At 69.9% G+C, this 13549-nt stretch carries 12 protein-coding genes; 7 read left to right on the forward strand and 5 right to left on the reverse strand.

Translation table 11 applies throughout. The features are described from left to right. Nucleotides 1-21 precede the first annotated feature (21 nt). The 7 genes from VGX25_RS14080 to VGX25_RS14110 are packed head-to-tail and all read left to right on the forward strand — an operon-like array spanning nt 22 to nt 8106. Entirely contained in the window at nt 22-1023 is a 1002-nt protein-coding gene (locus tag VGX25_RS14080; RefSeq protein ID WP_326918213.1) for an aspartyl/asparaginyl beta-hydroxylase domain-containing protein, read from the forward strand. A gap of 21 nt (nt 1024-1044) precedes the next feature. Beyond that, complete coding sequence (locus VGX25_RS14085; RefSeq protein ID WP_326918214.1) at nt 1045-2241, forward strand: GNAT family N-acetyltransferase; 1197 nt, start codon at nt 1045-1047, stop codon at nt 2239-2241. After that, a complete protein-coding gene (locus VGX25_RS14090; RefSeq protein ID WP_326918215.1) occupies nt 2238-3518 on the forward strand; it encodes an MFS transporter in 1281 nt (426 codons plus the stop codon). The genes VGX25_RS14085 and VGX25_RS14090 overlap by 4 nt, the downstream gene beginning before the upstream one ends. Beyond that, a complete protein-coding gene (argJ, locus tag VGX25_RS14095; RefSeq protein WP_326918216.1) occupies nt 3515-4696 on the forward strand; it encodes a bifunctional glutamate N-acetyltransferase/amino-acid acetyltransferase ArgJ in 1182 nt (393 codons plus the stop codon). The genes VGX25_RS14090 and argJ overlap by 4 nt, the downstream gene beginning before the upstream one ends. Then, the gene (argB, locus tag VGX25_RS14100) at nt 4693-5586 is read left to right on the forward strand and encodes an acetylglutamate kinase (protein WP_326918217.1); all 894 of its coding nucleotides are present in this window, start codon (nt 4693-4695) and stop codon (nt 5584-5586) included. The genes argJ and argB overlap by 4 nt, the downstream gene beginning before the upstream one ends. 8 nt (nt 5587-5594) lie before the next feature. Then, nucleotides 5595-6791 carry a GNAT family N-acetyltransferase gene (locus VGX25_RS14105; protein ID WP_326918218.1) on the forward strand — a complete coding sequence of 399 codons (1197 nt, stop codon included), beginning with the start codon at nt 5595-5597 and terminating at the stop codon, nt 6789-6791. A gap of 28 nt (nt 6792-6819) precedes the next feature. Then, a complete protein-coding gene (locus tag VGX25_RS14110) occupies nt 6820-8106 on the forward strand; it encodes an MFS transporter (protein ID WP_326918219.1) in 1287 nt (428 codons plus the stop codon). Here the strand turns inward: VGX25_RS14110 and VGX25_RS14115 are convergent. Genes VGX25_RS14115 through VGX25_RS14135 form a run of 5 tightly spaced genes read right to left on the reverse strand, consistent with a single transcriptional unit; the run spans nt 8077 to nt 13536 of the window. Beyond that, nucleotides 8077-8637, reverse strand: coding sequence for a GNAT family N-acetyltransferase (locus tag VGX25_RS14115; protein ID WP_326918220.1), 561 nt, complete (start codon nt 8635-8637; stop codon nt 8077-8079). The genes VGX25_RS14110 and VGX25_RS14115 overlap by 30 nt on opposite strands. Beyond that, nucleotides 8627-9790: an MFS transporter gene (locus VGX25_RS14120; protein ID WP_326918221.1), complete on the reverse strand. Its 1164-nt coding sequence runs from the start codon at nt 9788-9790 to the stop codon at nt 8627-8629. The genes VGX25_RS14115 and VGX25_RS14120 overlap by 11 nt, the downstream gene beginning before the upstream one ends. 4 nt (nt 9791-9794) lie before the next feature. Continuing rightward, nucleotides 9795-11042: an ATP-grasp domain-containing protein gene (locus VGX25_RS14125; protein WP_326918222.1), complete on the reverse strand. Its 1248-nt coding sequence runs from the start codon at nt 11040-11042 to the stop codon at nt 9795-9797. Continuing rightward, on the reverse strand, nt 11039-12277 hold the full coding sequence (locus VGX25_RS14130; protein WP_326918223.1) for an MFS transporter: 1239 nt from the start codon (nt 12275-12277) through the stop codon (nt 11039-11041). Before VGX25_RS14130 ends, VGX25_RS14125 begins: the two co-directional genes overlap by 4 nt. Further along, the gene (locus VGX25_RS14135) at nt 12274-13536 is read right to left on the reverse strand and encodes an ATP-grasp domain-containing protein (protein ID WP_326918224.1); all 1263 of its coding nucleotides are present in this window, start codon (nt 13534-13536) and stop codon (nt 12274-12276) included. The genes VGX25_RS14130 and VGX25_RS14135 overlap by 4 nt, the downstream gene beginning before the upstream one ends. Nucleotides 13537-13549: the final 13 nt, after the last annotated feature.

Genomic DNA, 13549 nt, shown 5'->3' on the forward strand with positions numbered 1-13549 from the left:
GAAACGATGGAAGGAACAGTTGTGTCTGCTGAAACCATTGCGGATGTACAGGCCGGGATCCCCGATGTGGTCCGGCTGACCCCGAGGTTCGACGTGAGCTCCCTGGTGCGCGACGTCGAGTCGCTGCGCGCGGAGCAGGCCTCCGAGTGGAAACGGCAGAAGACCTTCATCAGCGATGACAACCTGGTCGAGACCGAGCTGGACTGGCACACGCTGCCGCTGCGCAGCACGGGTGGCGACAAGTCGCGCACCGATCCCGGTGGCCCCGGCCTGGAACCGTTCGCCGACACCGCCTACGCCGAGCACGCACCGTACCTGCGCACCGTGATGAGCACGATCCCGTCGCCGCTGCGCTCGGTCCGCCTCATGGCGCTGGGCCCGGACACCTACGGACCCGACCATTTCGACAACAAGTACGCGCTCACCTGGGGCATCGCCCGGTTGCACGTGCCGGTGATCACGCTGCCGGAGGCCAAGCTGTTCTTCGGGGAGACCCCGTACGTGTGGGAGGCGGGCGCGCTCTGGTTCGGCAACTTCGCCCGAACGCACCGGATCGAGAACAGCGGCCGCACCCACCGCGTGCACCTGCTGCTGGACGTGCACGTGACCGACGAGTTCTTCGACCTGTTCCCGGCGGACGCCCGCGCCGAGCTGAACTTCGACAACATCATGATCAACCGCCACGAGCAGCCGGTGCGGCCGGACCCGGTGCACCAGATCGCCTTCGAGGTGCCGAAGTCCTTCACCGACTGGGAGGAGGAGGACGGGCAGTTCCTCCTCGACCAGCCGACGGTCGCGGCCGAGATCAAGGCGCAGGACGACGAGCTCGTGCTGCACTACGACGGAGTGCCCTACGCGGGGCTGGTCCACATCGGAGACAACGAGTTCCGCTTCCAGGGCTGGACCGACGAGCGCACCGTGCAGGTCGTCGACGAGGCCGGGCAACGACGGGTCGTGCTGCGCACCAGGATCGGCACGCAGGTCCGGACGAAGGTCATCTCGGCGAGCCCCCTCGGTGACTGACGACGCGTACTGGAGGGCGAGATGAGCACGACCGTGACGAGGTCGCAGGTCGCGGGCTTCGGTTCCCCGACCGAGGGGTTGGGCACCGAGGAATGGGACCGGTTGGCGGGCAACCACTTCTACGCCAGCAGTGGCTGGCTGGATTTCTGCGTCAACGATCCTGGCGCGCGCACGCTCACCGGGAACGTGCACACCCGGCTGCCCGGCGGCGGCACCGCGGCCGTCCCGGTCACGGCCATCTGGCAGGAGAACAACTCGTTCTACCAATGGAACCGGCTGCTGGATCTGGCCGGCCTGCCCGCGGTGGCCGCGCATGGTCTGCTCGTCGGCCCGCACCGGGGTTACCAGACGAACCTGCTGATCAGCGAGGGAGCGGACCGGGTAGAAGCGGCCGGCGCTCTGCTCGGCGAGCTCGCCGAGCTGCGAAAGCGGGCCGCGGTGGAACAACTGTTCGGGGCCGCTGCAGAGCACGAGATCCCGTGCTACGGCATGTTCCTGAACAGCTCCGACGTCCGGGCGCTGCGCGCGGCCGGGGTGCGCGCGGCGCCGCTGCTGTGCGCCGCCGACGCGTGGATCCCGACCAAGGCCGACGACTGGGACGGGTGGATGCGTACCCTGCCGTCCAAGCGGCGCGGTGAGTTGATCCGCCGGGACCAGCGGCGGTTCGAGGACGCGGGCTACAGCTTCACCGAGGTGGCGCTTTCGGAGTGCTACGAAGAAGCGGCGCACATGTCGCGGGGCACGCAGGCCCGCTACGGGCAGCCGGCGGACGTCGGCGTGCTCGCCGAGTCGTTGCGGGTTCAGGCCGAGGCGATGGGCGACGCCGCGCGGGTGCTGATGTGTGCCCGGGACGGCCAGCCTCCGGTCGGCTTCATCCTGTTCTATCGCTGGGGCGACGCGATCTACCTGAAGGGATCCGGATTCCATTACGACCGGCTGGTCGACGCCGCGGAATACTTCAACCTGGTGTACTACGAGCCGATCCGTGACGCACTGCGCGCGGGCCGGCGCTGGGTGCACGCCGGGATCGCGTCGACCGACACCAAAGCGATGCGCGGCGCCCTGGTCAGTCCATTGTGGATGATCGATGTGTACGGCGGGGAAGCCGGGAACGACACGATCCGCGCGTACAACTCGGCAAAGCTGCGCGAGCTCGTCGAGTCCTCTCCTGCGGTGGCCAAGGCAGTGGTCGAGGACGACTGGTTGGAGTTTTGTTGAGCTCCCGCCTGCTGATCGAACGGGACTACGCGCGCTTCTGGCTGAGCCAGGTGCTGACCAGCGTCGCGTCGAAGAGCATGACGATGGTCTTCCCGTTGCTGGCCACCATCTCGGTCGCGGCCACGCCATTCGAGGTCGGCGTGGTGGCCGCCGCCCAGTACGTGCCGGTGCTGGTGGTGACCCTGTTCATCGGGATGTGGCTGGACCGGCGACCGAGACGGCCGACGCTGCTGTTCACCGACGTCGCGGGCGGGGTGGCGCTGCTGGTCGTGCCGGTTGCCAGCGGTCTCGACGAGCTGCACATCGGCGTGCTGTACGCGGTCGCGTTCGGCTTCGGCTCGCTGGTCGCCATCGCCGAGGTCGGCGCGCAGGCGTACCTGCCGAGCCTGGTCGGCGCGTCCGATCTGGTCGCCGGGATCGGGCGGCTCGAAGCGGCGTCCACGCTGACCGTGGTCGCCGCACCCGGTCTCGGCGGCCTGCTCATGACCTGGCTCGGCGGCTCCGGCGCGGTGCTGATGGGCGCGGTGCTCTACCTCGTCGCCGCGCTGATCCTGGCGACCGTGTCCAAGCGCGAGCCGCCGGTCGTCGCGCCGCCGGCCCGTGCCGGCGTGGCGCACGAGATCGTGGCCGGAGCGCGGTTTCTGCTCTCCGTCCCACTGCTACGCACGCTGATCGGGCAGGCGGCGCTGTTCAACTTCCTCGAGCAGGCAATGCTGACCCTCTACACCGTGTACGGGATCTCCGTCATCGGGATCACGCCCGCGGCGCTCGGTCTGACCATGATGTTCGGCGCCGTCGGTTCGATGCTCGGTGCGGTCGCCGCCGAGCAGGCCGAACGGAGGTGGGACCTGCGGCGGGTCGTCGTCGCGAGCATGGCACTCGCCTCGGTCTCGCCGGTCCTGATCCCCCTCTTCGCCGACCCGACCCCGTTCACCACGGTGATGTGGTCGGTTTCCTTCGTGATGTACGGGTTCGGCCTGACCGTCTACAACGTCTTCAGCACGTCCACCCGCCAGCGCCTGACCCCGGACCGGCTGCGCGGCCGGGTCGCGGCGACCACCCGGCTCGTCGCCTACGCGCCGCTCGCCGCCGGCGCGCTGCTCGGCGGCGCTCTCGGCTCACGGTTCGGCGCGCGCACCGGACTCTGGATCGCGGTGGCCCTTCTGCTGGTCGCCGCCCTGCACTTCGTCGTGGCGGTAAGGCGCACCCGAGTTCCGGACGAACAGAGCGAACCAGAGCTAGGAACCGGACTACCACTGACAGGAGTCGCTCAATGACCGCGATCGACGGCAATGCCGGCGTCACCGCACCCCTCGGCTTTCGCGCCGCGGGCATCGCGTGCGGGCTCAAGCAGTCGGGCAGGCTCGACCTGGCCATGGTCGTCAACGACGGCCCGAGCCACGTCGCGGCCGGGGTGTTCACCCGCAACCAGGTGCCGGCGGCGCCGGTGCGGTGGTCGTCGCAGGTGCTGCGGGACGGCAAGCTCCGCGCCGTGGTGCTCAACTCCGGCAACGCCAACTCCTGCACCGGCGCGGCCGGCTACCAGGACACCCTCGACACCGCCGCGAAGGTCGCCGACCGGCTCGGCGTGGCCATGGAGGACGTCGGGGTCTGCTCGACCGGTGTGATCGGCGAGCGGCTCCGGCTGCCGACCCTGCTGTCCGGTGTGGACAGTGTGGTCGATGAGCTGGGCGCCGGCCCAGGCCATGATCTGGCCGCGGCGACCGCGGTGATGACCACCGACACCGTGCCCAAGCAGACGGTGTTGCACACCGGCGAGGGCTGGTCGGTCGGCGGATTCTCCAAGGGATCCGGCGGGATCGCGCCGAGCATGGCCACCACGTTGTCGGTGCTGACGACCGACGCGGTGGTCGAGCCGGCGGTGCTCGACGCGGCGCTGCGGCGAGCCGTGGACCTGACCTTCAACCGGTTGGACATCGACGGCTCGACGTCCACGAACGACTGTGTGATCGCGCTGTCCTCCGGCGCGTCGGGCGTCGAGGTCGGCGCGGAGCAGCTGGCCGAGGCGCTGCTGCGGGTGTGCGACTCGCTGGTCCGGCAGCTGCATGCCGACGCCGAGGGCGTCACCAAGCAGATCACGATCACGGTCCGCGGCGCGCTCACCGAGGACGACGCGGTGACCGTGGGCCGCGCGATCTCCAGGGACAACCTGCTCAAGGCCGGGTTCTTCGGCTCGGACGCAAACTGGGGCCGGGTCATCGTGCCGATCGGACGCTCGGGCGTCGACATCGACCCGGACCGGCTGGACGTCACGCTCAACGGCGTGCAGGTGTGCAAGGGCAGCGCGCCGCACGCGGACAAGTCGCTCGTCGACCTGTCCGGCCGGGAGATCGAGGTCCTCGTCGACCTGAACCTCGGCGGGGCGGAGGCCACCGTGCTCACCACCGACCTGTCCCACCAGTACGTCCACATGAACTCCGCGTACACGACATGACCGCGACCACCGAACTCGACCCGGGGCTGGCGGCGAAGACCGAAGCCGTTGTCGAGCTGCTGCCCTGGCTGCGGCGGATGAACGGCGCGGTCGTCGTGCTCAAGTACGGCGGGCACGCGATGCTCGACGCGACGCTGAAGCACGACTTCGCGGCGGACGTGGCGTTCCTGCGGTTCGCCGGGCTGCGGCCCGTCGTCGTGCACGGCGGCGGGCCGCAGATCAACGCGATGCTGGATCGGCTCGGCGTGCCGCCGTCGGAGTTCCGCGGCGGGATGCGGGTCACGACCCCGGACATCGTCGACGTGGTGCGCATGGTGCACGTCGGGTCGATCGGGCGCGAGCTGGTCGGCCTGATCAACGCGCACGCCCCCTTCGCCGTCGGAATGTCCGGAGAGGACGGTGGGCTGCTCACCGCCCGCCGGCGACCCGCGCTCGTCGACGGCGCGGAGGTGGACGTCGGGCTGGTCGGAGACATCGACTCGATCAACCCGGGGCCGGTGCTGGACGCGCTTGCGGCCGGCCGGATCCCGGTGATCTCTCCGGTCGCGCCGGACGCGGAAGGTGTGGTGCACAACCTCAACGCGGACACGGCGGCCGCGGCGCTGGCCGGTGCGCTCGGCGCGGGTGAGCTGCTCGTGCTGACCGACGTGCCGGGGCTGTACACCGACTGGCCGCGGCTCGACTCGTTGCGGCACAAGATATCCGCCGCGGAGCTCGCCGCGCTGCTCCCGCGGTTGAGCACCGGCATGGCTCCGAAGATGGAGGCCTGCCTGCGCGCGGTCGAGGCCGGGGTGCCGCGGGCCGTCGTGATCGACGGCCGGGTGCCGCACGCGGTGCTGCACACGTTCTTCCCCGGTCACCACTTCGGCACGGTCGTCGAGAAGGAGTAGGAGCTGGCATGCGCTCGGTCACCGACTTCCGGATCAACCCAGTGCGGCCCGACCGCGGGTCCCATCTCCTGGAGACCGTGCCGACGTTGGATGCCATCGGCGACCACGAGCTGGACCCGCTCACGGCGGGCCGCACGTTCTACGTGAGCCGGCCGTGGCTGAAAGCCGTCGAGCGACGGCACGGCGATCGAATCGCCTACCTGACCTGTAGGGACGGCAAGGGAACCTTGCGCGGCGTGTGCCCCGTGTACTGGGACGCCGGCTCCTGTGGCTACTACGACCCGTTCGACCATTTCCTCCACCGGTCCGGGGCCGAGTTCAACCGGGACGACTGGTCGCCGGCCTACCTCGTCGGCTCCCGTGCGGCATACAGCTGCGAGTTCCTGGTCGACCCGACCATGGCGCCGGATCAGCGGCGCGACGTTCTCGCGCTGCTGCTGGATTCCGCCGCGGCTCATGCGGGGGAGACCGGCGCGGCATCGTTGTCGGCCCTGTACCTCAACCCGCGAGGTGCGGCTCAGCTCGGTGAGGTGCTCGACGATGACCGGGCGTGCTACATCGCCGGCGCCAGCTCCGTACTCGACGTGCCGTGGTCGTCGATGGAGGAGTACGTGACGGCGATGGGCCGCGGCCGGGGAACGAACATCCGCCGGGAGATGCGGGTGTTCGCCGGCGCGGGCTACACGGTTGCCGGAGGCCGCCTCAGCGACTGGATCGATGTCGCCGCCGACCTGTTCTCCCAGCTCGAGCGCCGCTACGGCCACGAGGCGTCGGCCGCGGACGAAGCGGCGGAACTGCGGACCCTCGCCGCATGTGCCGACGAGCACAGCCACGTCCTCGTGATCAAGGACGGCGCCGACGTGGTCGGGGCCATGCTGCTGTTCGTGTGGGAGGGCGTCGTCTACATCCGGAGCGCGGGGTTCAACTACGCGGCGACGAAACGAGCGTTCGAGTACTTCAACCTCGTCTACGAGACGATCCGGTTCGCCATCCGGCACGGTTACCACCGGATCGACATGGGCATGGCAACCTACCGCGCGAAGCTGGCCCGCGGCGCGCGGTTGGAGCCCCGGTGGGGAGTGACCCTGTCGAGGACGGCGGATTCGCCGCTGTCCAACGACGAGTTCAACTCCTGGGACCGGCTCCGGCGGGCCGCCGTGCGCGCCGCGGATCCGTCGATGCTGGAACAGGCGCAGCTGCCGTGAAGTCATTCCTCGTCAGGACCACCGACGTATGACGATCGACGAAGCAGCGATCGAGCCGGCGAAGCGGGACACTTCCACCGCCGCGCCCGCGCCCCCGTGTCGAACCGCCGGCGCCGTGGCCCTGCTGCGCATTCCGGCGCTCCGGCGGCTCTTCCTCGCCAGGACCATCTCCCTTTTCGGCGACATGATCGTGCCCGTCGCGCTCGCGTTCGCCGTCCTCGACTTCGGCGGGGGCGCCACCGGCCTGGGAATCGTCCTGGCGGCCAGGGTCGCACCCGAGGTCCTGCTGCTCCTGCTCGGTGGCGCCGTCGGAGACCGGTATCCGAGGCGCGCGGTGCTCATCGTCAGCAACGGCGTGGCGTGCCTCGCGCAGCTCCTCACCGGTCTGCTCTTCGTCAGCGGCTCGGCCGCGATCTGGAGCATCGCCGCGCTCGCGGCGGTGACGGGGGCGACGAGTGCGTTCTTCACCCCGGCGTCGACGGCCGCGATCGCGCACGTCGCCCCGGACGACGAACGGCAGGCCGCGTACGCCCTTTTCGTGATGACCGCGAACGCCGCGGAAGTGGCCGGCCCCAGTCTCGCCGGAGTGCTGCTCCTGGTGGCCAACCCCGGTTGGATCATTGTTCTCGACGCCGCAAGCTTTCTGGTCAGCGCGATACTGGTCGGCCGGGCCGGGACGTTGGGCAAGCAGGCGGTGGCCACCGCCGGCAGGTCGCTCGCGGCCGAGATCATGTCCGGGCTGCGTTACGTCCGGCAGACCCGGTGGCTCAGCGCGCTCATCGCCAGCGCGGGCGCCTTCCAGTTGTTCCTCCTGGCAACCCTCAGCGTCCTCGGCCCCCTCGTCGCTCACCACGACCTCGGCGGGCCGTCCGCGTGGGCGGCGATCGCGGCCGCGCTCGGCGCGGGGGGCATCGTCGGCAGCGCCCTCGCGATGCGCGTGCGCCCGAAGCGGCCCCTCCTGGTCGGTTATTCCCTGCTGCTGCTCGGATCCGGGCCGACCCTGATCCTGCTCGCCGTCCCGGCGCCAACCATGATCCTCGTGGCAACGGAGTTCGTCGCGGGCATCGTCATCGCGTACTTCGAATCGATGGAGGCGGCGACCATCGCGAATCGGGTGCCCGGCACCATGCTCTCCCGGGTCGACTCCGTCAACCGGTTCGGTTCCATGGTTCTGCGGCCGATCGGCATGGCCTGCATCGGTCCGGTCGCCGTCGCGGTCGGGCTCCGGCCGGCACTCGTCACCGCCGGGGTGCTGACGCTGATGTGTGTCGCGGCGCCGTTGCTGCTACGCGACGTTCGCGTCCTTCGGGACTGACGCCGTGCCCCGCAGCGCGGCGATCAGCAGGTGGTCGGGTCGCGTCGGCCGGCACAGCAGCTGCGACCCCCGGCCCCGGTCGATCAGATCGCGGCGTTCGGCCGGCAGGATCGACTCGTCCGCCGGCTTGAACCCGAGCCAGGTGAACCAGGTCACCGTGGTTCGGGAGAACAGCACCACCTCGGGCACCCCGTCCAAATGCAGCAGCAGCACCGCGGATGCGGTCAGCAGCCCGCCGAGACCGCGGCCGCGCCATCGCGCGCCGACGCACACGTTGTACAGCTCGGCGAGCCCGCCGAGCCGTTGCACACCAAGGCATCCGGCGATCCTGCCGGCCACGTCGCAGACCAGGAACTCGCCGGCATGCCGGCGGTAGAACTCCGGCCGGCGCTCGATCAGGGCATCCGGCATGGACGGTGCGGACAGCCGGTACAGCTCGGGCGCGTCCCCGGCGCGGGCCGGGCGTAATCGCACCGCGCCGCCGCGGGCCGGCGCCCGTGCGGTCAGCGCCGACCCGTCGCTATCCGGCACTGGGCACCTCCACCCGCCCGAACCGGGCCACCCGGTGCCGCAGGGCGATCACGAGGCCGGCGACCAGCAACCCGGAGCCCGCGCCGATCAGGAACGAGACGTGCCCGAGACCGGCGCCGACGAGCGTCAGCCCGACGAGGATCGCCAGCGACTCGGACACGCCCCAGACGAAGGTCACCGCGCCCATCGCGAGCGTCGCCCGGTCCCGGAACACCCGCACCGCCAGCGTCTGGTATAGCGGTCCGTAGATCATCTCGCCGATTGTGATGCCCAGCACCGCCAGCACGGCCAGGGGCAACCCCCCGGCCGTGAAGATCAGCAGCAGGCTCCCGACCGCCATCGCGGTGTTGGCCAGCGCGATCAACCGCACGTCATCGGCCCGCGCGGACAGCCGGGTGATGAACGCCTGCAGCGCCACGATCGCCACGCTGCCGGCGGCGAACACCAGGCCGATCTCCTGCTCTGACATGGCCGCGACCGCGTAGACCGGGTAAACGCCATAGAATTGCGCGTATACCAGCAGCGTGAGGAAATTGAATCCCAGTAGGACGGTCGCGTCCGGCCAGCGCGGTTCCCCGGCGCCGGCCTCCTCGGGATCCGCGGCGCCGGACCGGGCGTCGCGCGGCAGCCGGATCGCGAGCACGATGCCCATCGTCGCGAACAACACGGGGACCAGCGCGTACAGCCCGGTCACGCTGACCACGACGAACGCCGACAGCAGCGGCAGCACGCCGCCGGCGATGTTGAGCGCGATGTTCTCGTACGAGAACGCCCGCTTGCGCTCCTGCGGCGGGAACTGCCGGGCGATGAACGCGAGCTGGGCGAGGGTGGCGACCGAGCTGGCCAGACCGAACACCGCGCCGGCCGCCACCCAGGCGCCGAGCGAGTGGGTCGGGCCGAGGCTCAGCGCGTGCATGCCGACCGCGGCGCCGCTCGCGACGAGCTGTGAAATGATGATCATCAGTCGCTTGTCGTACCGCTCGACCACCCGAACGAACGCCAGCGCGCCGACCCGGTTTGCGATCACGGACACGCCGATGACCAGTCCGACGGCGCCCTCGTCGAAGATCCGTAAGCCGAGCAGCCACACCGCGAGGAACGGGTAGACCACTCCCCACACGCCGTAGCTGAAGAACCGGATGACGTAGATCATGCCGTCAACCGGCCACGACGTACGCCGCCCGCCGCGGGCCGTCGAGTGTCTCGATCCTGATCCGGTCCATGTCGCGGACCGCCTCGTCGAGGAAACCGGTCAACATGCCCACCCAGGCGTCGTCGTTCACGCCGACCGGCAGCACCTCGGCCCCGTCCGGGGTCACCTGCGTGTGCATGCAGGTGGTGTCCGGCGGAAGGGCGATCGACTTGACCAGGCCGCCGCCCTCGAGACCGTAGAAGAAGCTCATGGTCGGCCGGGCCAGCTCGGGTGCGAGGTAGGCCGGTTCGGCGGCGGCGAGCTCGGCGCCGAGGCCGAGCGTGATGACGTGACCGAAGATCTCGTACGGTGTCAGCCCGTGGGACAGGGCGATCTGCTCGACCACCGAGCCGCCGACGATCCGGCCGACGTTGGCGTCGATGAGGTACGCGCTGTCCTCGGTCGCGATGAACTCGCAGTGGAAGTAGCCGTTGCGCATGCCGGCCCGCTCGACCAGCGCGGTCACCGCGTCGGTGCAGCGCACCCTGATTCGCTCGCCCAGCCGGGCCTCGCCGGGGAAGAGGTTGCTCACCTCGGTCGACCGGATCCGGCCGCGGATCGAGAAGCCGATGAAGCGGACCTTGCCGTGCAGGACGTAGCCCTCGAGGCTGATCAGCCGGCCGTCGATCTTGGCTTGGAGCAGCCAGGTCTGCTGCTGCGCGTCCCACAGCCGGCTGGCGGCAATGGCATCCCGCACGGCCTGCGGCGTGTCCCGGGAGGTCAGGTTGGTCAGCCCGACGGCGCCGGCCTGCACCGATGGCTTGAGCACCACGCCACCGGACTCGGCCCCCACGGCCGCCGGGTCGGCGGTGGCCCAGTCCGCGGCCGCGAACACGTGCGTCGGCGGGCAGAACTCCGGGATCAGCCGGGCCACCTCGGCCTTCGCGGCCAGCCGGGCGAACGCCGGCTCCGGGTGGTGCAGACCATAGGTCCGGGCGATGCGCTCGGTGAGCGGGAACTTCTCGTCGTACAGGCTGGAGATCGCGTCGACGCCGCGGGTGATCTCCGGGCGCTCGGCGAACATCTCCAGCACCTCGGGCCAGTTCTCGATGTCGGCGGGATAGCAGGTGCAGCTGCGTAGCGCGTCCCTTGCGTCGCCGGCGAAGTCCTCCGGATCGAGGATGAAGATCGGCTCGTAGCCGACGTTGCGCAGCGCCTGGGGCAGGTACTTCGCGCCCGCCGGGTTGATCCCGATGATGATGATCTTTTTCATGATCCCTTGCTCGCTCCGATCAGCTTGCTGGCCTTGTCGACGCCCCAGATCCTTGGCGAGTTGCTGATCGCGGCGGTGCCCAGCAGGCCGACGAGCAGCACCGCGCCGACCAGCGACCACGACGCCACCGCGCCGAGCGCCTCGATCAGTGGCAGGAAGATCAGCGGCGCGAACACCTTGCCGAGGTTGTCGTGCGCCGTGTAGAAGCCCATGTTGCGGGTCTTGAGCCGGTTCGGGCTGATCGCGCTGATGTGGTCGGGCATCACCGGATAGATGATCATCTCGCCCAGCGTCCACACCACGGTCGCGGCGAGCAGCAGCCACGTCGCGGCCGGCGCGAAGCCCATGAGGACGAACCCCGCGGTTGCGCAGGCGTAGCCGATGAGCATGGTCGCCCGGCGGCTGAGGCCCAGCATCGCGTGGTTGAGGGCGATCTCACAGGTGAGGATCATGGCGGCGTTGACGGCAAAGATCGCGCTCACCCAGCCGGCCGGCTCGTCGAGCGTGTGGATCACGTACACGCTGCCCATCGTGATCGGCAGTGCGTAAGCGAAATGGATCGGCGTCGTGGCGGCGGCAAAGCTCCAGAAGCGCACCCCGGGCCGGCCCGTCCCGCCGTCGTCACCGGCGGCGGTCCGGGTGCCGTCGTCGGCGTCCGGGAGCGCCACGATCCGGGCGCGCGCCAGGATGAATGCCGAAGCCAGGTAGCCTATCGCGGTACCAAAGGGCAGCAGGCCGGGGCCGAACTTGAACAAGATCCCGGCGAGCACCGGCCCGGTGCCCATGCCCAGGTTGATGGCCAGCCGTACCGCGGAGAACGCGAACCGGCGCTGCTCCGCCGGCACCGCTCTGGCCACCATCGTGTACGCGATCGGGTTGACCAACTCGTAGCAGAAACCCCAGAGCGCGGTGAGCCCCACGAGCGTCCACAGCTCGGTGGAGATCGAGATGGCCAGCACCGTGCCGGCCACGCCGACGAATCCCACGGTCGCGACGCGCTTTTCCGCCACCCGGGCCGCGAGCGGGCCGCTGGCGACGTCGCCGACCAGCGAGCCGATACCGAACATGCCGACGATCAGGCCGATCGTGCCGACGGTCAGCTCGTGCCGGTCGGTGGCGAGGTACACCCCGTAGAACGGGAACAGCATGACCGAGCTGCGCGAGACGGCCACCGCCGCCAGCAGCCCGCCGATCGGGCGCAACCCCGCGATGTTCGCGCGCAGCCCGGGTTTCACGGTGTGACCTCGTAGACCGATTCGCGAACCGAGTCGATGAACTCGTAGTCGGCATCCAAAGTAGACTGATCGGGCGCGGTCATGAACACCCGCAGCGGGCTGGTGAGCAGGTCATGGGTCGGCACGATGACGTCACCGGGCTTGCGCTTGACCGTGAGATCCACCACCGACGGCCGGTTGCGGATCGCCTCGACCAGCGGCTCGTTGACCGAGACCACCGTGCCGGACAGCATCGTCGGTGTGTTGTAGACGACCGCGGGCTGGCGCTTACGGTAGATGGTGTCGCCGTACTCGGCGAGGAACCGCTCGGGCCGCGCGTAGGCCAGCGCCGTCAGGTCGGCCGCGTTCGCGCCGAGGCACGCGTCGTGGAAGGCGGGATGCATGTTGCCGTTGAGCCTGGCTCCGATCTCCACGAGGACCGGCCCGTCCGCGGTGATGATCACCTCGGAGTGCGCCGGTCCATTGTGGATGCGCAGGACCTCGAGGATGGCGCGGGTGTAGTCCATCAGCGCCACCGCCGCCGGATCGGTCGGCGACACCAGAATATCCCGGTTGTAGATGGGCTTCCCGTTGGGCAGCAACACCTTTTCGTACTGCCAGACGCCGCACACGCATACGTGGCCGTCGACGCTGACGGTGTCCACGATGTACTCGGGGCCCTCGAGGAAGCTCTGGACGAGAACCTCCGTGTTCGCGCCGTTGAACACGGTGCTGCTGGCGAGAATGGCCGGGAACGCGGCGCGCAGCGACTCGGCGTCGGAACAGATGAAGACCCCGTCGGTGGACGCGGACGACAGCGGCTTGGCGACACACGGCCAGTACCCGCTGCCCGCGGCCCACGCAACGGCCTCCTCGGCGTCGTCGGTGATCAGCTGCGCCGCGGTGCGCAGCCCGGCGGCCGCGACGGCGTTGATCATCTTGAACTTGTTGCGGCGCGCCTCGGAGAACGTCGTTCCGTTGGTGCGCAGGCCGAGGGCCTCGCTCAGCCGGTCGGCGAGCAGCACCCCCGGTTCCTGGCCGGGAATGACGAACAGCGCCTCGAGCTCCTTGAGCGCCACCTCGGTGCTTCCGTCCGGGTTGTACACCAGCGCGTCGACGTAGCTCGCCCGGTCCCACGGCTGCATGCGCGTGATCGGCTCCGGTGAGCTCTGCACGTGAACCACGTCGATCCCGAGCCGGTCGAACGCCGGCGGCAGGTAGTTGCCGGTCCCGTACGCGTCGACCAGGACGCCGACGCCGCGGTTCCGCAGCTCAGTCATCTGGGCCTCACCA

This window comes from Actinophytocola sp. (assembly GCF_035942955.1).
Taxonomy (GTDB): Bacteria; Actinomycetota; Actinomycetes; order Mycobacteriales; family Pseudonocardiaceae; genus DASYTH01.

Coding starts and splice junctions, on each gene's coding strand:
- VGX25_RS14120 (WP_326918221.1), bottom strand. CDS start 9,790: ATGATCTACGTCATCCGGTTCTTCAGCTACGGCGTGTGGGGAGTGGTC.
- VGX25_RS14105 (WP_326918218.1), top strand. CDS start 5,595: ATGCGCTCGGTCACCGACTTCCGGATCAACCCAGTGCGGCCCGACCGC.
- VGX25_RS14125 (WP_326918222.1), bottom strand. CDS start 11,042: ATGAAAAAGATCATCATCATCGGGATCAACCCGGCGGGCGCGAAGTAC.
- VGX25_RS14085 (WP_326918214.1), top strand. CDS start 1,045: ATGAGCACGACCGTGACGAGGTCGCAGGTCGCGGGCTTCGGTTCCCCG.
- argJ (WP_326918216.1), top strand. CDS start 3,515: ATGACCGCGATCGACGGCAATGCCGGCGTCACCGCACCCCTCGGCTTT.
- argB (WP_326918217.1), top strand. CDS start 4,693: ATGACCGCGACCACCGAACTCGACCCGGGGCTGGCGGCGAAGACCGAA.
- VGX25_RS14110 (WP_326918219.1), top strand. CDS start 6,820: ATGACGATCGACGAAGCAGCGATCGAGCCGGCGAAGCGGGACACTTCC.
- VGX25_RS14135 (WP_326918224.1), bottom strand. CDS start 13,536: ATGACTGAGCTGCGGAACCGCGGCGTCGGCGTCCTGGTCGACGCGTAC.